Genomic DNA, 19,696 nt, shown 5'->3' on the forward strand with positions numbered 1-19,696 from the left:
TCACAATTCCTCACTGCGACAGGTACGCCCGCGCCGCCTTCGCAATGATCGCCCCCGCCTCGAGCACCTCGTTCCACTCGATCGTCTCCTCTGGGAAGTGTGCCTGGTCGATGCTCCCCGGCCCGAACAGGATTGTCGGAATCCCCGCCTCGATGTAGTGTCGATTGTCGGCGCCGTAGGTCGCCCCGCACGGTTCGATCGCCTCGGCGTCGAACCCTCGCGCCGCCATCGCGTCCTGGAGCGCCGAAACTACCGGTTCGTCCGCCGCGATTTCAGCCGGTTCAAACTGCACCGAGAACCGCTCGATCGTTGGCCCGCTGACCCCCGCCGGCCAGGACGGATCGTCCGACAGCGACTCGAGGCGGCTTCGGAGCGCGTGTTCGACGTCCGTCACCGTCTCCCCGGGGGCGACGCCGACCCGAACCTCCGCCGTCAGTTCGTCCGGGACCGAGGACGCCCACCGTCCCGCCTCGACTCGCCCGATACAGATCGGCCACGGAATCGGGAACTCGTCGTACAACGGATGGGAGACGGCCTCGCTTCGTTCCCGTTCGAACGCCTCGCACTCCTCGCGAACGCGCTCGAACGCCGGCAACACCGACGCCCCCCGCCACCGCGTCGCCGCGTGGGCCGACCGGCCCTCGAGACCGATCCGGATCATCAGGCTTCCCTCGACCGCCGTCACCGGACGTAACTCGGTCGGTTCCGCGACGATCATCGCGTCCCGCTCGAACGGATAGGGGTTCTCGAGGGCCGCCGCGGCCGCACCGATCCCGCCTTCCTCCTCGCCGACAACGCTCTCGACGACGATTCGGCCGTTCAGGTCGGGGCCGTGGCCATTATTCGTAGCGCCCTCCGCGAGGTGACGCGCCGCAAACACGCACACCCCCAGCCCAGACTTCATGTCCGCCGCACCCCTGGCCGTCAGGCGACCATCGCGCCACCGGGGCTCGAACGGATCACCTTCCCACCCCGACCCCGTGGGAACGACGTCGACGTGACCGTTCAACACCAGCGTCGGCCCCGCGTCAGGATCTCCGAACTCGAGGACTCCGGCGACGCTCGGCCGATCCGCCGTTTCGATGTCGTCGGGGTCGTCCGGGAACGACGGATGCTCGGCCAGGACGACCGGGTCAGCCTCCCAGGTATAGGTTCGAAAGCCCGCCGCCTCGAGTTCCTCGCGCAGCCACACCTGGGCCGGCTTCTCGTTTCCTGCAGTCGTCTCGAACGAACAGCACGTGTCGACGAACTCCCGAAGGTCGTCGTCCCAGATGCTGAAATTCATGTGCGAGACCACGTCGGACCCCGATATAATACCGTGGGAGAAAGAAACGTTTAACCACGCGTCCCCGAAAGAGGAGAGTACAGGGCCGGTAGCTCAGTTCGGCAGAGCGTCTGGCTTTTAACCAGACGGTCGCGTGTTCAAATCGCGCCCGGCCCGCTTTTGTCACGAGCACATTCGCGAGTGGCAAAACGGCTCTGCGATTTGAACGCAGGGAGAGCGCAGTCTCGCGAACGAAGTGAGCGAGGAAGCGACCGTGTCTTCCAATTGCGCCCGGCCCCTTGCTCCAAGCAGAACCGCGAGGAGTAACACGGTCATATAGCGATCTGAAGGAGACCAGAAAGCCACACCGAAGCGAGCATTTCTGGGCGTGGTTCACAGTCGCGCCCGTCTCGCTTTCCTGTCGTGAACACGTTCGTGAGCAGCGAGTTCAGATCAGTCCACCTCGTCGATACGACGGTTCCTCGAGTGTCGAACCGCACCGGACCACACTGAACCGCATCGAACCGCACCGAACGAGCCGCAGTTGCCACTCGAGAACGGCCGAAGAGTACAGACACCAAAAACCAAAACCGAAAACACCCCGATGCCAACCACGCTGACGAAACGGTACACGAACCGCGATCGTCTAGAAGCTCGAGCCCTCAGCCCCGCAACGGCATGAACGCCAACCCGGCCAGCAACACGATCGCGATCACTGATAGCCCGATCACCCACCAGAACCCGTGGATCCGCTCGTTGTGCTCGTCGACCGCCTGATGCTGGGCCTGGAAACTCTCGACGTCCTCGGTCAGGTAAACGACGTCTTCGCTCGGGAAGTGCACGCCGTAGGGCGTCTGTTGGATCATCACATCCTCGTTGTGAGTAAGCGATACCTCCGAGACTTCCTCACCGGTGTACTCGACGGTCACCTCGTCGGTCGCAAGCGCCGTCACCTCACCGTCAACCTGCTCTTCCATCTCGGAGTTATAAAACGTCACCTCGTCTCCGACAGCGTACTCCCGGGTCTCGATGTCGTCGACCTCCGTGACGTGTCGAACGACCTCCTGGCCGTCCTCCTCGACGATCACGTAGACGCCGTCGGGGCGCTCGAGGAACGTGTACTCCTCGGAATCGACCGATTCGATCAGCAAGAACGTCTCCGGTTGGGCCTCGCTCTCGTTTCCATCACCACCATCGGCGCTCTCGTTTCCATCACCACCATCGGCGCTCTCGTTTCCATCACCCTCTCCCGGCGGCGCGTAAATGTAGACGGAATACTCCGTTCCCTCCTCCTCGAACTGAACCGTATCGCCATCGTCCCAGGCGTCACCATTTGCAGCGCTCGCACCGGACCACGCCACGTCAGTTGGAACGGAATCGTTGACGTATTCCAACGTCCCAGTTCCGGCAGCCCCGTCCAGCTCGGACACGTTGTACGTCCGATTCTCGATCGTTATCTCGTCACCCTGCTCGAGTTGGTAGTCCGCATCGGCTTCGTCGATCGTCACCTGCGGTGATTCCGCGGTCGCGATAACGGCGTACGCGCCCGCAGCGACCACCATAAACAGGACGGCGTAGACGATCCCTGCGCGTAATTGCATGTATGAGGCGTTGTCCGCGCGTCGTATAACGGTTACTAAGTTCTCGAAAGATCGGAGTCAGGGATCGCATTCACTCGAGCCGAACCTGGTCGAGATCGACCGCAATTGACTGGCACTCGAGGATTTGAAGGAGTGACTCCGGGAATCGAAACCAACGCGCTCGAAGGGAGGAGATGACACGGCCTAAAGGGACCGGATCAATGTACGAAACGTGAAAGAGCCAAGGGCCGGATTTGAACCGGCGATGGGTTGCTCTGCAGGCAACTGCGTTCGGCCGAACTCTGCCACCTTGGCGCGCTCGGATGTAGCCACCGCGTTCGTTTAAGCGTAGCGGTACGATTTGCCCGCTGTAAAGACGAAAACCCCCACGAGCGCAGTCGCTCGTGAGGGTTGAATAGTGTATGAGTGGGTCGGCGGCGAGCCGGGGTTCCCAGCGGGTCTCCCACGCCAGTACTGGCCGAAACGCGGGCGGGCTTAACTGCCGTGTTCGGGATGGGTACGGGTGGTGCCCCGCCGCTCTGGCCGCCGTAATGCCGACTCGCGGAGTCGAACCGCGACGATACCAGGGTCGGTGTACGGTGTCTAGGGTTCTCTGGTCGCTGTGACCGTTATGTACGTGTAGTCCAATTAGCGCCTGGACCCGTTCTTACGGGTTGATCCATGCGAAATGAATGGTGGCTCGATCTGTTAGTGCTCGCGGGCTCAACACCTCGTTGCCTCGGTGCGTACACCCCGAGTCTATTGAACTCGTCTTCTACGAGTGATCTCGGTGGTATCTCTTTTTCAGGTGGGTTTCGAGCTTAGATGCGTTCAGCTCTTACCCCGTGGTGCGTCGCTGCCCGGCACGTGCCCTCTCGGACAGCCGGTACACGAGTGGCACCCATTCGGAGTTCCTCTCGTACTATACGAACGTTCCCGTCAGATACCGTAACACCCCCAATAGATAGCAGCCGACCTGTCTCACGACGGTCTAAACCCAGCTCACGACCTCCTTTAATAGGCGAACAACCTCACCCTTGCCTGCTTCTGCACAGGCAGGATGGAGGGAACCGACATCGAGGTAGCAAGCCACCCGGTCGATATGTGCTCTTGCGGGTGACGACTCTGTTATCCCTAAGGTAGCTTTTCTGTCAGCAATTGCCCGCATTGGGCGGGCTAATTGGTTCGCTAGACCACGCTTTCGCGTCAGCGTCCGTTGTTGTGCCGGACACTGTCAGGCTTCCGTATGCTCTTGCGCTCTTTCTCGGGTCTCCGACCCGAGTGAGGAAACCTTGGGGCGCGCTCGATATCTTTTCAAGCGCGTACCGCCCCAGTCAAACTGCCCGGCTACCAGTGTCCTCCGCCAGGAGTGAGAGTCGCAGTCACCATCGGGTAGTATTTCAGTGATGCCTCGGTGGCCCGCTAGCGCGGGTACCTGTGTAACGGCTCCTACCTATGCTGCACAATGGCGACCACGTCTCAGTGACAGCCTGCAGTAAAGCTCTATAGGGTCTTCGCTTCCCCTTGGGGGTCTCCAGACTCCGCACTGGAATGTACAGTTCACCGGGCCCAACGTTGGGACAGTGGCGCTCTCATTGATCCATTCATGCAAGCCGCTACTAAAGCGGCAAGGTACTACGCTACCTTAAGAGGGTCATAGTTACCCCCGCCGTTAACAGGTCCTTCGTCCCCTTGTACGGGGTGTTCAGATACCTGCACTGGGCAGGATTCAGTGACCGTACGAGTCCTTACGGATTTGCGGTCACCTATGTTGTTACTAGACAGTTGGAGCGCCCGAGTCACTGCGACCTGCCACTTTCCGTGGCAGGCATCCCTTATTGCGAACGTACGGGACTAACTTGCCGAATTCCCTAACGTCGGTTGCTCCCGACAGACCTTGGCTTTCGCCGCCACGAGTACCTGTGTCGGATCTCGGTACGGACAGTGTGCTTGCCTTTTCACGGGCTCTGGGTTGACCTCTCTTGCGTTATCCAGCCATTCGACCGCTTCGTGCCATTACGGCTTCCACGGTCTTGGACTGTTCACCCGGGCGAAAGCCCGGGAGAGGCGGCCCCAAAGCGTCGGCTTTGAGTGCACACTGGCATAGGAATATTAACCTATTTCCCTTTTGTCAGCTTCGAATTGCGGGCTGACTTAGGACCGGCTAACCCTCAGCTGATTAGCATTGCTGAGGAACCCTTACTCGTTCGGCCGTCGGGGTTCTCACCCGACTAACGCTGCTACTATGACCAGAATTTTCGTTACTGCACGGTCCACACGACCTCTCGGCCGTGCTTCCACCCGAACAGTACGCCAACCTACGGAATCGTGCGGTGAGGCACGTCGCTAGGTCTCGGTGATGAACTTGAGCCCCGATCATTTTCGGCGCCGCAAACCTCGGCCGGTAAGCTGTTACGCTTTTCTTAGAGGGTAGCTGCTTCTAAGCTCACCTCCCGGCTGTCTAGGGCTTGCGACCACCTTCGATCGCACTTAGTCCATACTTGGGGACCTTAACCCAGCTCTGGGTTGTCTCCCTCACGGTACACAGGCTTACCCCGCGCACCGGACTCCCCGCGTCGACGGCGTTCGTAGGTTCGGAGTTGGACAGGGGGGCGAACTCCTCTCGGAGTCCGGTCCCCCAATCCGTCGCTCTACCCCACGAACTACCTCAGCGGAGGTCATGCTTCGACATGTTTCGGTTGGAACCAGCTGTTTCCGGATTCGATGGGCCTTTCACCCCTAGACATAGGTCACGCGAGGGTATTGTAGGACACCAACGCTAGCGGGCCTCCACGTGGCTTTCGCCACGCTTCACCCTGCCCATGCCTAGATCATCCGGTTTCGGGTCGTGCCCGCCTGACTCCCCGCGCTTGAACACGGTGACCCTGGTCGTAAGACTGCGGTCATATCGGTTTCCCTCTGCCTTCCCCGATACTCGGGTTAGACTCGTCAGACAGGCACACTCTCTGGTTCGTTTTTCAAAACGTACGACGGAACACCGGCTTCCCTCCCGGCTTACTACAGGTTCGCACCTGGTTCATTGTGAGAGGGACCTTGTATGCCCCGTCGCTCTATCGCCAACTGAGTTCACGCCCTATTGCACCTCCCTTTTTGGGGTGCTTTTCAGCGTTCGCTCACGCTACTTGTTCGCTATCGGTCTCGAGGAGTGTTTAGTCTTCGCGGTCAATGCCCGCGGTTTTCACGAGGGATTTCCAACCCCCGCTACTCTGGAGCTGACGCACACTTTAGTGATCGACGGTACGGGACTGTCACCCTGTTTCGTACCCTATTCCAAGGGATTTCTCGTCGATGGTCGAGTGCTGAGAGTCAGTCCGAACACCACATTGCCCGTGAGGGCTTCGGTTTGGACTGTGTCGGGTTCACTCGCCGTTACTAACGACATCGCGGTTTGCTTTCTTTTCCTGTCGATACTAAGATGTTTCAATTCTCGACGTTCCCCATTGCGCTAAGCAATTGCAAGAGGATTCCTATTCGGAGATCCCAAGTTCTTCCCCTCCGTGCGGGTCCCTTGGGCTTATCGCAGCTTGGCACGTCCGTCGTCGGCTCTCGAGCCGAGCGATCCACCAGTTGGCACAGTAGCCACGTTCTTTCGGATCGGTGCTGCACAGAATGCAGCGGTTGTGACCCGGGAACGGGTCCAGTGGACGCCTGGACTACACGTACATACGGTCTTCATCTGCCACCAGTAGACGGCTGGTGGCATCGACCCTTCCCACCCACGCTTGCGCGGGGTGGTGCATCGGTTCATTCGGGATCAGACGCCGTACTCAAAGAGTACAGCAATCGTCACCCGAGAGATGGACCCACAGGGATTCGAACCCTGGGCATCCTCCTTGCAAAGGAGGCACTCTACCACTGAGCTATGGGCCCACCCCCTCTCGGGGGCACAACGTTAGCCTTGGTAGTTCAAAGGTGCTCGCTCGGCCGATCGAGCGGTCGGTGAACGGACCGCATGTGGGCTGGGGCATCGCCCCAGTCCCGGTCTGTGGAGGTGATCCAGCCGCAGATTCCCCTACGGCTACCTTGTTACGACTTAAGCCCCCTTGCGAAGCCCAGATTCGACCGCCGTTACGGCGGCCTCATCCGGACCTCACTCGGGTGCTTTGACGGGCGGTGTGTGCAAGGAGCAGGGACGTATTCACCGCGCCCTTCTGAGGCGCGATTACTACCGAATCCAGCTTCATGAGGGTGAGTTTCAACCCTCAATCCGAACTACGATCGAGTTTAGGAGATTAGCGTCGCCTTTCGGCGTAGCATCCCACTGTCTCGACCATTGTAGCCCGCGTGTAGCCCAGCACATTCGGGGCATACTGACCTACCGTTGCCCGTTCCTTCCTCCAGTTTGGCACTGGCAGTCCTCCTAATGTACCCAACCACCACAAGGGTGTTGCTGGCAATTAGGAGTGCGGGTCTCGCTCGTTGCCTGACTTAACAGGACGCCTCACGGTACGAGCTGACGGCGGCCATGCACCTCCTCTCAGTAGCTCCACTAAGCTCATCACACTGAGCTTCACAGCATACTGTCGGTGCTGGTGAGATGTCCGGCGTTGAGTCCAATTAAACCGCAGGCTCCTCCGGTTGTAGTGCTCCCCCGCCAATTCCTTTAAGTTTCATCCTTGCGGACGTACTTCCCAGGCGGTCTGCTTCACGGCTTCCCTACGGCACAACGCTGGCTCGTAGCCAGCGTCACACCTAGCAGACATCGTTTACGGCTCGGACTACCCGGGTATCTAATCCGGTTCGTGACCCGAGCTTTCGTCCCTCACTGTCGGATCCGTCTTCCTGAGGCGCTTTCGCCACCGGTGGTCCGTCCAGGATTACGGGATTTCACTCCTACCCCAGACGTACCCCTCAGGTCTTCCGGTCCCTAGCCGAACAGTTTCCGCCGGACGTCTACTCGTTAGGCGAGTAGATTTCCCGACGGACTTGTACGGCCAGCTACGGACGCTTTAGGCCCAATAATAGCGGTCATCACTTGGGCTGCCGGTATTACCGCGGCGGCTGGCACCGGTCTTGCCCAGCCCTTATTCGTGTACCACCTTACGGTACACAAAAGCGAGGACTATATGCCCTCGCACTTGGAGTCCCCTTATCGCACTGTCGTGCAGTGTAAAGGTTTCGCGCCTGCTGCGCCCCGTAGGGCCCGGAATCTTGTCTCAGATTCCGTCTCCGGGCTCTTGCTCTCACAACCCGTACCGATTATCGGCACGGTGGGCCGTTACCCCACCGTCTACCTAATCGGCCGCAGCCACATCCTGTCGCGCCTGAGCATTTCGAGCTCGAGCCAGTTCCAGGCATCGAGCCGTATGGGCTATTAGCCTCAGTTTCCCGAGGTTATCGCCCTCAACAGGGTAGTTTGGCCACGTGTTACTGAGCTATCTGCCACGAGTCTGAACTCGTGCGACTAGCATGGCTAAATCGGACTCCAATAGCAATGACCTCCGGCAGGATCAACCGGAATGCTATCCCTCCAGCAGAGCTGGAGGAGTTGGCGGTGAATGTAGGTACACACTCACACTAAATGGGTCCGTTCGGTGACCAGCCTCGATTAACCGATCGAGCGTCACCGAACTACCAAGGCTAACATCAGATCCCATCTGTACGGCGGACCGCAGGGGTGAGATCCTCATTTCCTTCGGACTACTTTGTAGGTCGTCCGGGGTACATAACCCCTTCGAACCGAGTCCGAGATGATGGAGCGAGTTGAACGCCCCATCGATCACGCGTTCTTTGCGTTTGCATCCGAATGCCCTCGTTTACTTAAGGGCGTCGGATCGGATCGAAGCCGGCGAAGCCGACCTCGTTCACATCCAATCCGAATCGCCTTACACACTTAAGGGCATCGGATCGCGGCCCGGCCGGAAGTCGCATCCAGCGAGGCGTTCGCGTTCCAATCTGAACGCCCCTAAGTATATAAGGCCGTTGGATCGGTGTGGCCGGCGAGGCCGACCACGGTTGCGTCCAATCCGAATTGGCTTACACACTTAAGGTCGTCGGATCGGTTCGACGCCCGGTGTAAGGGTGGAATGCAGTGCCAACCTCCGTGCCGGGAAACGGCCAGAGGGGACGTGGCGGCGTGGGCCACGTCGTTTGCATTCTATTCGAGGAGAGGGTTAGTATATAAGGCCGTCGAACCGATAGCTCCGTGGGAACCCGCTACCATGTCACGGTTTTCCACCGATCACGGGTTCTCAAGGAACGTCAAAATAGTAATAAATGTATCCCCTGGTTCGGGGCCAAGTCCGTCGAACGGCGCGGCTGCTCGTCGAGTGGTGTCCCGCGGGCGGAGGTCGATCGGTCATCCCTCCCTGGCAGGTGGGGTCGGATCGAGTGGTACCCGCGTACGTGTACGGTCGTGCGTGCACGCGTAAGAAGACGTTGGATACGTTGCAACGGTGCGAGGGAGAGCGAGAGAGCTATGGCCACGAAGCCGAACGGCTAGATACATGCGCGAGCGAGCGACCAGGCGGCGGGTTCTCGAGGGAGTTGGAATCGCAGCGACAGCGGGGCTAGCGGGGTGTCTCTTCGGACGCGGTGACGACGGTGACTACTATGACGGCGAATCGTTCGTCGCCGAGGACGACGAACCCGAGCTCGGTGGACATCTCCAGGGGATCGATCATCCGGGGACAGTCGACTGGACGGGAGCCAGCGAGGAAAAGCTGGTCGTCGCGGTCGGCACCGGTCGCGAGGGGATGGGATACGCCCCGCGGGCGGTTCGGATCGAGGCCGGCTCAACGGTCACCTGGGAGTGGACGGGTGCGGGCGGTCGACACGACGTGGTCGATACCGACGGTACGTTCGACAGCGGCGAGCAGTACGGCGAGGGGGAGACGTTCTCGTTCACGTTCGACGAGTCAGGTGTCTACACCTACTACTGCACCCCCCATCGCCATCGAGGGATGAAGGGGGCGCTTGAGGTCATCGAGTCTGGGGCCGGCGATTGAACGAGGCAGCGCTCGAGTGTGTACGTATAGAGGAGGGAAAACGAATTCTGGCGGTCCGTCGGCCTGTCAGTCCGTTACCGATTCAGCGTGTGAATCGCGTGTCCGAGCGCGTTCTCGGCGGCTTCCATCACGGCCTCCGAGAGCGTCGGGTGGGTGTGAATCGTGGCCGCGATGTCCTCGAGGGTGGCCCCGAGTTCGATGGCGAGGCCGAGTTCGGCGATCAGTTCGGAGGCCTCGGGGCCGACGATCTGAGCGCCCAGGACGAACCCAGCGTCCTCGTCGGCGACGATCTTGACGAAGCCGTCGGTGTGGCCCGTGGTGAGCGCACGGCCGCTGGCCTGGAACGGGAACTTCCCGGCGACCGTCTCGAAGCCCATCTCCTCGGCCTCCATCTCGGTCATGCCGACGGTACCGATTTCGGGGTCGGTGAAGACGGCCGCGGGCATCGCCTGGTAGTCGAGCGCCGAGGGTTCGCCGGCGATGACCTCGGCGGCGACCTGGCCCTCCTTGCTGCCGGCGTGGGCGAGCATCGGTTCGCCGGCGACATCGCCGACGGCGAAGATGTGCTCGACGTTCGTCCGGCCGCGGTCGTCGGTCGGGATGAAGCCCCGTTCGTCGGTTTCGATGCCGGCGGCCTCGAGTTCGAGCGTGTCGGAGACGGGGGCGCGGCCGACGGCCACGAGCACCTTCTCGGCGTCGATCTCGAGCGTGTCTTCGCCGTCTTCGGAGGTGGCCTCGACGCGAATGCCGTTGCCGTGCTCGCTCCAGCGGGAGGCCCCGTAGCCGAAGTGGAAGTCGATCCCGAGGTCTTTCGCGCGCTTTTTGACCGGGCGAGCGAGGTCGGGGTCGAAGCCGTTGAGCGCTTCGTCGAGCATCTCGACGACCGTCACGTCGGTGCCGAGTTTCGCGAAGACGGTCGCGAGTTCCATCCCGATGTAGCCGGCGCCGACGACAATCAGGGAGTCGGGGACCGAATCGAGCGCGAGCGCCTGCCGCGAGTTGAGTACGGGCTCGTCGTCGTAGGAGAAGTTCGGGATCTCGATCGGGCGAGAACCGGTGGCGACGATCGCGTGTTCGAAGTCGATGGATTCGCTGCCCTGCCCCTCGCCGCCGTGGGAGACGCGGACCGTGTTCTCGCCGTCGAAGTGGGCGACGCCCTCCATGAGGTTGACCCCGTTGGCCTTACAGAGCTTCTCGACGCCGCTTGTCAGTTGATCGACAACGCCGTCCTTCCAGGAGACCATTCCCTCCAGGTCGATGGCTGGGTCGGCGTGGATGCCCATCTCCTCGGCGTTGCCAGCCTCGTGGGCCAAGTCGCTAGCGGTGATGAGCGCCTTCGAGGGGATACAGCCGTGGTTGAGGCAGGTTCCCCCGTAGGCCTCCTTCTCGACGAGCGTGACGTCGAGGTCGAGTTGGCCGGCCCGAATCGCGGCCACGTAGCCTGCTGGGCCCGCACCGATGACGAGTACGTCCGTTCCAGTCGCGATGTCTCCGACGACCATTATGCTAGAGCAAATCCAATCGAGATATAAAAACGGGCAGGTATTGCGCCGACCGACGGGGTGTGCGAGGTCTCGAGCGAGGCAGCGTCAGTCCACGCGAGTGGCGTCGTACCCGCGCGATTCGATCGCGTCGAGAACCTCCCTGGCATGCTCACGGCCGCTGGTGACGACCTGGAAGACGAGGTAGGCCTCCCCGACCCGGAGGTCGCCGATGGCCCGGTCGTGGCGGACCGTCCGGATGTTCGCCCCAAGGTCCGAGATCACGCCCGAGACTTCCTCCATCTTTCCGGGCTGGTCGGCGATGCGAACCCGCAGTCGCAACAGCTGGTCGCGGTCGGTCAGCGCATGCTCGAGGACCGTCTGGAGCATGGAGATGTCGATGTTGCCGCCACCGAGCACCGGGACGACGGTCTCGCCGCTGACGTCGAGGTCCGGAGAGAGCAGGGCCGCGACCGACGCCGCGCCGGCCCCTTCGACGAGCTGTTTGGCTCGTTCGAGGAGCACGAGCGTGCTCTGGGCGATCTGGTCGTCAGTGACGGTGACGACTTCGTCGACGTGCTCGCGGATGATCTCGAAGGTGAGTTCCGAGATGCCGCCCGTTGCGATCCCGTCGGCGATGGTGGTCGGATCGTCGATCCCCTGTGGGAAGCCCTTGTCGAGGCTCTCGGGGACCGTCGCGGCGGAATCCGCCTGCACGCCGACGACGCGGATTCCGGGGTCGAGGCCGGCGAGCGCGGTAGCGATGCCGCCGATCATGCCGCCGCCGCCGATCGGGACGATGACGGTATCGACCTCGGGGAGCGCCTCGTGGATCTCGAGTCCCAGCGTCCCCTGTCCGGCGACGATGTCGGGGTCGTCGTAGGCGTGGACGAAGCCGACGTTCTCGGCTTCGGTGAGCGTCTTCGCGTGGGCCATCGCCGCCTGAAAGTCGTTGCCGTGGAGTTCGACGTCGCCGCCGTAGCTTCGGGTCGCGTTGACCTTCGCCTGCGGGGCATTCTTCGGCATGACGATGGTCGACTCGAGGCCCGTCTTGGTCGCGGCCAGGGCCACCCCCTGGGCGTGGTTGCCCGCGCTGGCGGCGACGACGCGGTCGATGGTTCCCTCCTCGGCCACCTGGACGAGCTTGTTGTAGGCGCCTCGCGTCTTGAACGAGCCAGTTCGCTGGAGGTGTTCCATCTTCAGAAACACCGTCGCGTCGGCCATTCCGCTCAGTGATCGGTTGGACTCGAGCGGCGTCTCGCGAACGACCGACTCGTCGTCGAAGCGCTCGCGGGCCGCCAGCACGTCTTTGAAACGGACCTCGACCATGACGGTACAATCAGGATGGCGCAGTATTTCATCTTCGGTTTGTCGTGGTCTCAGAATCCAGAGTTCAGATCCCACAACCCAGCCCTAACACCCAGAACCACCTCGAGCGGCAGAAACTGCGCGCCGCGAGCGATCAGAGAAACCGCGGAATCGACCCCGCTATCTCCAGTCGCTCGCAGTAGTGAGCGAGCGGGTCGCCCGCGGGCGTCGGCACGTCCGCCGCATCGAACAGGTCGTTCTCGCGAATCGTCACCTCCGCCGGGGCGAGCGACCAGGGTTCGTGCGCGATCTCGGCGACGAGCGTTCGGTCGCCTCGGGGGACGAGCACCCGTCGGCGTTCGGCGAGCCAGTGGGTGAGCGAATCGGGCTGCGCTCGAGTCGGAGGCGCGATCGGTCGGTACTCCGCGTCGAATCGTGCGGGAGCTCCGCTCGCGTCGTCGCGCTCGCTCGAGAACGCGACCTGGCCATCGATGCCGTCGACGTGCTGGCGGGCGTCGAAGCAGGGGACGTCGAGACCCCTGCGAGCAAGGAAGGCCAGCCACGGCCCGTCGATGTCGATGCTAAAGAAGTACAGTCCGGAGACGTCCCGGTAGCGAACGTACGTCCGGAGGTTGAGTTCGGGGCGCGTGACACGCATCGCGCTCGGCGTGTCTCGAACCCCCGCTCGAGCGAGGACGAACGGGACGATTGAGAGCCAGGCCCGATCCTCGAAGGTCTCGAGGTCGAACCGATCGGGAACGTGTGGTCGGAGGCGATCCGGGTCGACGGGCCAGTGGAGGAAGGCTCCGTCGCGCCACACCATCGAGAAGGGGTGTGGCAGCCACGGGAAGGACGTTGGTTCCGTCTCAGCAGTCGTCGAGTTGGGGTGAAGGATTCGCTGTTCGGTCATAGGCGATGTGGGGAAGCGGCCTCTCGTTCGAGGAACGGTCGATCGGGCAACCGGAGCGGGACGGGTCGGAGCGCTTTCGTCGGCGGCGAGGGGTCGGTCACGGCGGCGTTAATCATACGTGTCCCTACGGTACCTGCGGGGATAAATCGCTCAGGAATCAACTAGTTTCGGTGAACGTATCGAAGTACGATACGAATTTGATCGAGAGACCGAATTGGGAACGAGTGCGTAGAGTCCGAATCGGGAACGAGTGCGCTGGGTCGCGGCCTCGAGCGGGTGAATTCGGATCGACAATGTGAACCGGTCGCCCGTAGAACGGCCTACTCGAGGTAGATCGCCGGGCGGAGCGGTCGGGCCTGGCTCGCTTTACCGGCGGGATCGATCGGATCGCCGTCCTCGGCGTCGATTACGACGTCGGCGTCGAACTCGCTCTCGAAGAAATCCGCTGACGCCTCGTAGACGGGCCGCTCGTCGATCCCGGCGAGCGTCTCGAGTGCAGCGTCATCGCGTTCGCGGACGAACGAGATGAGGTCAGCCACGAGGTCGTTGACGGCGTCTCCTCGCTCCCGATGGGCAGGATTTTGCATAACCTGGCCCATCACGGCTCCCTGGTCCGGGCCGGTTTCCACGACAGTGTCGAACACCTCGCGCTTCCAGTCGGCCGCGACGTAGACGCGGATCGTCTCGGGATCGGTGTCGGTCACGTCGACGATGTCGCGAACGTCCTCGAGCAGCGCCTTTACCAGCCGTTCCTCGGCGATCACGCTCGAGTCCTCGAGCGCGGGTACCGGCTCGGGCCAGGGCACGTCTTCGGCTGGTTCGCCCGTCAGTCGCTCGTGGAGTTCGTTCGACGCGAACGGGATGACGGGTGCGAGCAGGCGCAGTCGCGTCTCGAGGGCGGTGCGCAGGGTCCACCGCGCGCCCGCGCGGTCGAGGTCCGTTCGGCGGCGGTACCACTTCAGGTGCTCCTCGAAGCGGTAGAAGGCACTCTGGCTGGCTTTCCGGGTCTCGAAGCGGTCCATCGCGTCGGTGACCTCACGAACCGTCTCCTGGAGGTGGGCGAGGAGCCAGCGGTCGATCCGCTCAAGGTCCCGTTCGCCCGCGGGTCCGTCGATTAGGTCCATGGCACGGTTCCAGAAGCGCTCGAGTTGGTCGCGCGTCGCGGCGACGGCCTCGGCCCGCCAGTCGTAGTCCTGCCACGGTTCGGCGCTGTTGAGCAGGAAGAAGCGTACGGTGTCGGCCCCGTAGCGGTCGATGGCTTCTCCAGGGAGGACGACGTGCCCTCGCGAGGAACTCATCGACTCGCCCTCGAGCAGGCCCATGCCCATGACGGTGATTCCCCGGGGCCACTTCGCCTGCTCGAACAGTTCGGCGTGGTGGGAGAGGAAGAACGCCAGGTGATTCGAGATCAGGTCGTTGCCCGAGCACCGATAGTCGACCGGATACCAGTACTCGAACTCCTCGCGAAGTTCCAGGGCGTGCTCGTCCGGCTCGTCGACGGACTCCGGACCCAGCAAGAGCGCGTCGAAGAACTCCCTCGTCAGGTCCTCGACTGGGACGTCTCGGATTCGGTGGGCGATGGTGTAGTAGGCTGTGTAGATGGTCGAGTCCGACAGCGGTTCGATGACGAACGCATCGTCCCACGGCAGTCTCGTCCCGAGTCCGTAGTTACGGATGCAGGGCCACTCCTCGAGCCACTCGATCGTGTGGTCGTACTGCTCACGGGTGTTCTCGGGGATCGCGTCCAGGTTCGCGACGGCCCGGTGGGCTTTCTCGCGCCAGGCCGCGTCGTTGTACCGCAGGAACCAGGTGTCCTGTTCGGCGACCTCGACGCGTCCTCCGCAGCGACAGACGACCGTCTCGGCGAAGTCGTACATCGCGTCGGCGACGCCCTGCTCTCGATAGTGATCCCGGATGTCGTCGCGGACGTCCTCGATTACCGCACCGGCGAACTCCTCGTATTCCTCGTTCAGTTCGCCCCGGTGGAACTCGCGGGTGTACAGCTCCTCGGTCGCCGTCTCGAGGGCGGGGTCACTCGTGGACTCGATGCCGTACTCGGCGACAGCGTCCGCGGCGGGGAACTCGCCGTAGCCCTCGACGGTCAGGACGGCCCGCGGTTCGATGACCCGAACCTCTTCGGGGTCGATTCCGTACTCGATCAGGTCGTCGGTGCGGGCTTTCGCCGTCTCGAGCGCGACCCAGTCGTCGGGCGAGTGGGCGGGGACAGACATGACGACGCCGGTGGCGCTGTCGGTGTCGACGAAATCGGCCGGGAGGACGACGATCTCCTCGTCGGTGACGGGATTCCGGATGCGGGTTCCGGCGATCTCGGCTCCCAAAACGGTCTCGAGCACCTCGACCTCGCGGGCCTGCAATGCGAGTTTCTCGGTCGCCTCGAAGGAGACGACCCACTCCTCACCGTCCACGGTCGCGCGAGCGTAGGTCGCGTCGGGGTCGACGAAGGCGTTCGTGACCCCGCGGACGGTCTCGGGGCGCAAGGTCGCCATCGGGTAAACAGTACGTTCGCTCTCCGGTTTCGGTTCACGGTCCTCGTCGCCCGCTCCGCTCGAGTCGTCACTCGTGGCGCGGAACGTGATCAGCGAGTACTCCTGGAACTCAGCGTCCTCGCCCTCGTAGATGTCGTGGGTCGTGACCGGCTGTTCCTCGTTCGTACAGTAGTTCACCGGGTGCAGCCCTTTCTCGAGGAGGCCGCGCTCGAGCAAGGTCTCGTACTGCCAGGCGATGAACTTCGAGTAGCGCTCGTCTTCGGTGGTGAACTCGCGGCGCCAGTCGATCGACAGCCCGAGGCGGCGCATTCCCGCCTCGTAGTGGTTCTCGACGAAGTACCGGGCGAACCCCATCGGCGTCTCGAGCTCCCGGAGGTCGGACTCGGGCACCCCGAAGGCGTTCTGCAGGCTGTCGAGCTGGTGGGCGTCGCCGCGCTTCAGGCGCTCGACGGCCCCGACGATCGGCGTGCCGGTGACGTGCCACGCGATGGGAAACAGCACGTTGTCGCCCCGCTGACGACGATAACGGGCGTACACGTCGGGGACGGTGTACGTGCGCGCGTGCCCGATGTGCATGCCGCCGTTCGGATACGGGTAGGGGACGGTCACGAACGTCGCGTCCTCAGGGTCACGGCCGTCGGGGTCGGCCTCGTACCGACCCGACCCCGCCCAGCGCTTGCGCCATCGGGCCTCGAGTGCCTGTGGCTCGTAACCGTCACTCGCCTCCAAAGTAGTGTCTCGAGAATCCGCCCCTCGAGCGTCCCGATTCACACCGATCCCTCGATAACCGGCCCGTCGATGGCCCGGGAGGAGGTCGCGTTCGGTGGTCGGATTCGAGTTCGCTGGGCGTCGAAGTCGTCGTCGAGCCGTCGTCTCATGCTCGATCCTACTCGCGAGAACGATAAAGTACTGGCGTGGTGACAGGCCGTACCTGTTATCAATTCCAGTAGTTCAGAACCTCGAGTGCTACTCCTCGATCTCGATCGCTGGTCGGCCCGGCTCCGCGTTCGAGAGCACCGAATCGTCGGCGTCTTCGGCCCGAACCACACTGACTGGCGCGTCGAACTCCCGTTCGATCAGCCAGGCAGCCGACTCGAGGGTCGCGTGCTCCTCGTCCGGGTCGAGCGTCGTCGAGAGCGCCTCCCGTTCTATTTGCAGGTCCTGCCCGTAACTGGCCGCGGCGTCACCCTGCTCGCGAATGTGCGATTCCTGCATGAGTTCGCCGATCAGGTTGTCCGCGTCGCTCTGGATGGCGATCTCGAGGGCGTCGTACTTCCAGTCGGGGGCGACGACGACGTCGATCTCCTGCGGGTCGTCGATGCCGGCCACGTCGATAATCTGGCGGACGTCCTCGCGGGTGTTCTCGACGAGTTTGCGGCGCTTCTGGACGTGATCGCGGTCGACCGTCGCGGTCGGCCAGTCGGCCTCGACGGCGAAGCCATCGCCCTCGAGTTGGTCGTAGAGATCCTCCGCGAGGTGTGGGGCGACCGGCGCCAGTAGCCGAACGACGGCCGACAGCCCGCGCTCGTAGGTCTCGGCGTGGGGTTCGGCGTAGTCGGCGTACTGGCGGAGCGTTCGGACCAGGTCCTGGGTCTCGCGAAGCGCGCGGTTGAACGTCAGGTCGTCGTACTTCTCGGTGGCGATGGCGAGCGTCGCGTCGATTTCGCTCGCGACGTAGCTCGCGACGGCGTCGTCTGCGCCCGCGGGCGCGTCCGCGACGTAGTCCTCGACCATCCCCCGCAATCGCGTGAGGAACGCGTAGGTCGACCGGACGCCCTCCTCGCTCCAGTCGAAATCGCGCTCGGGCTGGGCGGCCTGCATCATGAACAGCCGGGCGGTGTCGGCGCCGTACTCCTCGACGATTCGCTGGGGCGAGACCACGTTCCCCTTCGACTTGGACATCTTCTCACCCTCGAGCTGGACCATCCCCTGGGCGAGCAGGTTCGTGAACGGCTCGCGGTGCTCAAGGCCCTCGTGGTCGGAGAGGACCTTCGTGAAGAACCGCGAGTAGAGCAGGTGCATCACGGCGTGCTCGATGCCGCCGACGTACTGGTCGACCGGCATCCAGTCATTGGCCCGCTCCAGGTCGAAGGGAGCGTCCCCGAGGTCGGGCGAGACGTACCGCAGGAAGTACCACGAGGAGTCGACGAAGGTGTCCATCGTGTCGGTTTCGCGTCGTGCGGAACCGCTGCAGTCCGGACAGGTCGTCTCCTTCCACTCCTCGGCGGCGTCCAGCGGGTTCCCGGTGGTGTTGATGAACTCCGGCAACTCGACGGGTAGGTCCTCCTCGGGAACCATCACGGGACCGCACTCCTCGCAGTGAACGACCGGAATCGGCGTCCCCCAGTAGCGCTGCCTCGAGATGCCCCAGTCTCTGAGCTGGTACTGGGTGGCGTGCTCGGCGCTCTCGATGTCCGCCGTCAAGCGTTCGCGAGCCGTCTCGCTGTCGAGGCCGGAGTAGGTTCCAGAATTGACGAGAACGCCGTCGTCGGTGTAAGCCGCCTCCTGGACGTCCGGCGCGTCGGGGACCGTCTCGCCGTCCCAGTTCTCCGGTTCGGGAGCGACGACGGGGACGATGTCTTCGCCCATCTTCGTCGCGAACGCGTGGTCGCGCTCGTCGTGGCCTGGGACGGCCATCAGCGCACCGGTCCCGACGTCCGAGAGGACGAAGTCGGCGACGTAGACCGGAATTTCCTCGTCCGTGGCGGGATTCGTCGCGGACAGATCGGTAGCGACGCCGTTCGGTTCGTCGCCCTCGGGGTCGGCCTCGTGTTCGACGAAGTGGCGGACCTCCTCGTCCTCCTCGGCCAGTTCCTGGCTGATCGGGTGGTCCGGAGCGAGCGCGAAGAAGGTCGCGCCGAAGAGCGTGTCGACGCGGGTCGTGAACGCCCGGACGTCCTCGTGGCCTTCGATTTCGAAATCGAGTTCGGTCCCGTGCTGGCGACCGATCCAGTTGCGCTGCATCTGGCGGACCGAGTTCGGCCACCCCTCGAGGTCGTCGATGGCCTCGAGCAACTCGTCGGCGTACTCCGTAATTCGGAGGAACCACTGCTCGAGTTCGCGGGTCTCGACGGGGGTGTCACACCGCCAGCAGAGTTCGGCCTCGCCCTCGACCTGCTCGTCGGCCAGGACGGTCTCGCAGTGGGGGCACCAGTTGACCTCGGCGTCGCGGCGCTCGACCAGTCCTTCCTCGTGGAAGCGGGTGAATAGCCACTGGTTCCAGCGGTAGTACTCGGGGGTGCAGGTGGTGATCTCGCGGTCCCAGTCGTAGCCGAATCCCATCGATTCCATCTGCCCGCGCATGGTGTCGATGCAGTCGAACGTCCAGTCGCGCGGGTTGGTGTCGCGTTCCTTGGCCGCGTTCTCGGCGGGGAGGCCGAAGGCGTCCCACCCCATCGGGTGGAGCACGTCGTCGCCGCGCATCCGTCGGTAGCGGGCGTAGGCGTCGGTGATCGTGTAGTTTCGAACGTGACCCATGTGCAGTTTGCCCGAGGGGTACGGGTACATCCCCAGGACGTACGTCGGATCCTGGACGTCGTCGGGCGTTCGGTACACGTTCGCGTCGTCCCACGCCTCCTGCCAGCGTCGTTCGACCGTCGCGTGGTCGTATCCCGAGTCGCTCATTTGCTTATATACGTGTGGCGGAGGCGAGGTTCTATACCTTTCCATTGGCGGGCA

General features: G+C 63.0%; 8 protein-coding genes, 3 tRNA genes and 3 rRNA genes. 2 read left to right on the forward strand and 12 right to left on the reverse strand.

Annotated features, from left to right (window positions below):
- Positions 1-10: 10 nt before the first annotated feature.
- Positions 11-1,285 carry a M20/M25/M40 family metallo-hydrolase gene (locus NGM29_RS02975; RefSeq protein WP_254158865.1) on the reverse strand — a complete coding sequence of 425 codons (1,275 nt, stop codon included), beginning with the start codon at positions 1,283-1,285 and terminating at the stop codon, positions 11-13.
- Between the two features lie 82 nt (positions 1,286-1,367).
- Between NGM29_RS02975 and NGM29_RS02980 the strand changes: the two genes are divergently transcribed.
- Positions 1,368-1,441 (forward strand) — tRNA-Lys (locus tag NGM29_RS02980).
- Positions 1,442-1,926: 485 nt separating this feature from the next.
- Here the strand turns inward: NGM29_RS02980 and NGM29_RS02985 are convergent.
- The 6 genes from NGM29_RS02985 to NGM29_RS03010 form a co-directional block, all read right to left on the reverse strand.
- Positions 1,927-2,865 carry a hypothetical protein gene (locus NGM29_RS02985; protein ID WP_254158866.1) on the reverse strand — a complete coding sequence of 313 codons (939 nt, stop codon included), beginning with the start codon at positions 2,863-2,865 and terminating at the stop codon, positions 1,927-1,929.
- A gap of 218 nt (positions 2,866-3,083) precedes the next feature.
- A tRNA-Cys gene (locus NGM29_RS02990) sits at positions 3,084-3,159 on the reverse strand.
- Between the two features lie 114 nt (positions 3,160-3,273).
- A 5S ribosomal RNA gene (rrf, locus tag NGM29_RS02995) occupies positions 3,274-3,395 on the reverse strand.
- 139 nt (positions 3,396-3,534) lie between these two features.
- Positions 3,535-6,453: ribosomal RNA gene (locus NGM29_RS03000) — 23S ribosomal RNA — on the reverse strand.
- Between the two features lie 210 nt (positions 6,454-6,663).
- Positions 6,664-6,735: transfer RNA gene (locus tag NGM29_RS03005), tRNA-Ala, on the reverse strand.
- Between the two features lie 116 nt (positions 6,736-6,851).
- Positions 6,852-8,326: ribosomal RNA gene (locus tag NGM29_RS03010) — 16S ribosomal RNA — on the reverse strand.
- Together the 16S, 23S and 5S rRNA genes with 2 tRNA genes alongside form the textbook arrangement of a ribosomal RNA operon.
- A 985-nt stretch (positions 8,327-9,311) precedes the next feature.
- Between NGM29_RS03010 and NGM29_RS03015 the strand changes: the two genes are divergently transcribed.
- Entirely contained in the window at positions 9,312-9,812 is a 501-nt protein-coding gene (locus NGM29_RS03015; RefSeq protein WP_254158868.1) for a halocyanin domain-containing protein, read from the forward strand.
- Positions 9,813-9,886: 74 nt separating this feature from the next.
- Here the strand turns inward: NGM29_RS03015 and lpdA are convergent, their stop codons facing one another.
- The 5 genes from lpdA to leuS (NGM29_RS03040) form a co-directional block, all read right to left on the reverse strand.
- Positions 9,887-11,314: a dihydrolipoyl dehydrogenase gene (lpdA, locus tag NGM29_RS03020; protein WP_254158870.1), complete on the reverse strand. Its 1,428-nt coding sequence runs from the start codon at positions 11,312-11,314 to the stop codon at positions 9,887-9,889.
- Between the two features lie 87 nt (positions 11,315-11,401).
- Positions 11,402-12,622, reverse strand: a complete 1,221-nt coding sequence (ilvA, locus tag NGM29_RS03025) for a threonine ammonia-lyase (protein WP_254158872.1) — start codon at positions 12,620-12,622, stop codon at positions 11,402-11,404.
- Between the two features lie 133 nt (positions 12,623-12,755).
- Positions 12,756-13,424, reverse strand: coding sequence for a YqjF family protein (locus tag NGM29_RS03030; protein WP_254158874.1), 669 nt, complete (start codon positions 13,422-13,424; stop codon positions 12,756-12,758).
- Between the two features lie 407 nt (positions 13,425-13,831).
- Positions 13,832-16,747: a leucine--tRNA ligase gene (gene leuS, locus NGM29_RS03035; RefSeq protein ID WP_254158876.1), complete on the reverse strand. Its 2,916-nt coding sequence runs from the start codon at positions 16,745-16,747 to the stop codon at positions 13,832-13,834.
- Between the two features lie 237 nt (positions 16,748-16,984).
- Complete coding sequence (leuS, locus tag NGM29_RS03040) at positions 16,985-19,642, reverse strand: leucine--tRNA ligase (protein WP_254158878.1); 2,658 nt, start codon at positions 19,640-19,642, stop codon at positions 16,985-16,987.
- Positions 19,643-19,696 lie beyond the last annotated feature (54 nt).

The sequence above is a fragment of the Natronosalvus rutilus genome, from assembly GCF_024204665.1.
Taxonomy (GTDB): Archaea; Halobacteriota; Halobacteria; order Halobacteriales; family Natrialbaceae; genus Natronosalvus; species Natronosalvus rutilus.

What these genes read in the sequence shown, in the direction of transcription:
- NGM29_RS03030 (WP_254158874.1), bottom strand. Translation starts at nt 13,424, where the DNA reads ATGGTGTGGCGCGACGGAGCCTTCCTCCACTGGCCCGTCGACCCGGAT.
- NGM29_RS02985 (WP_254158866.1), bottom strand. Translation starts at nt 2,865, where the DNA reads ATGCAATTACGCGCAGGGATCGTCTACGCCGTCCTGTTTATGGTGGTC.
- NGM29_RS02975 (WP_254158865.1), bottom strand. Translation starts at nt 1,285, where the DNA reads ATGAATTTCAGCATCTGGGACGACGACCTTCGGGAGTTCGTCGACACG.
- leuS (WP_254158878.1), bottom strand. Translation starts at nt 19,642, where the DNA reads ATGAGCGACTCGGGATACGACCACGCGACGGTCGAACGACGCTGGCAG.
- lpdA (WP_254158870.1), bottom strand. Translation starts at nt 11,314, where the DNA reads ATGGTCGTCGGAGACATCGCGACTGGAACGGACGTACTCGTCATCGGT.
- NGM29_RS03015 (WP_254158868.1), top strand. Translation starts at nt 9,312, where the DNA reads ATGCGCGAGCGAGCGACCAGGCGGCGGGTTCTCGAGGGAGTTGGAATC.
- ilvA (WP_254158872.1), bottom strand. Translation starts at nt 12,622, where the DNA reads ATGGTCGAGGTCCGTTTCAAAGACGTGCTGGCGGCCCGCGAGCGCTTC.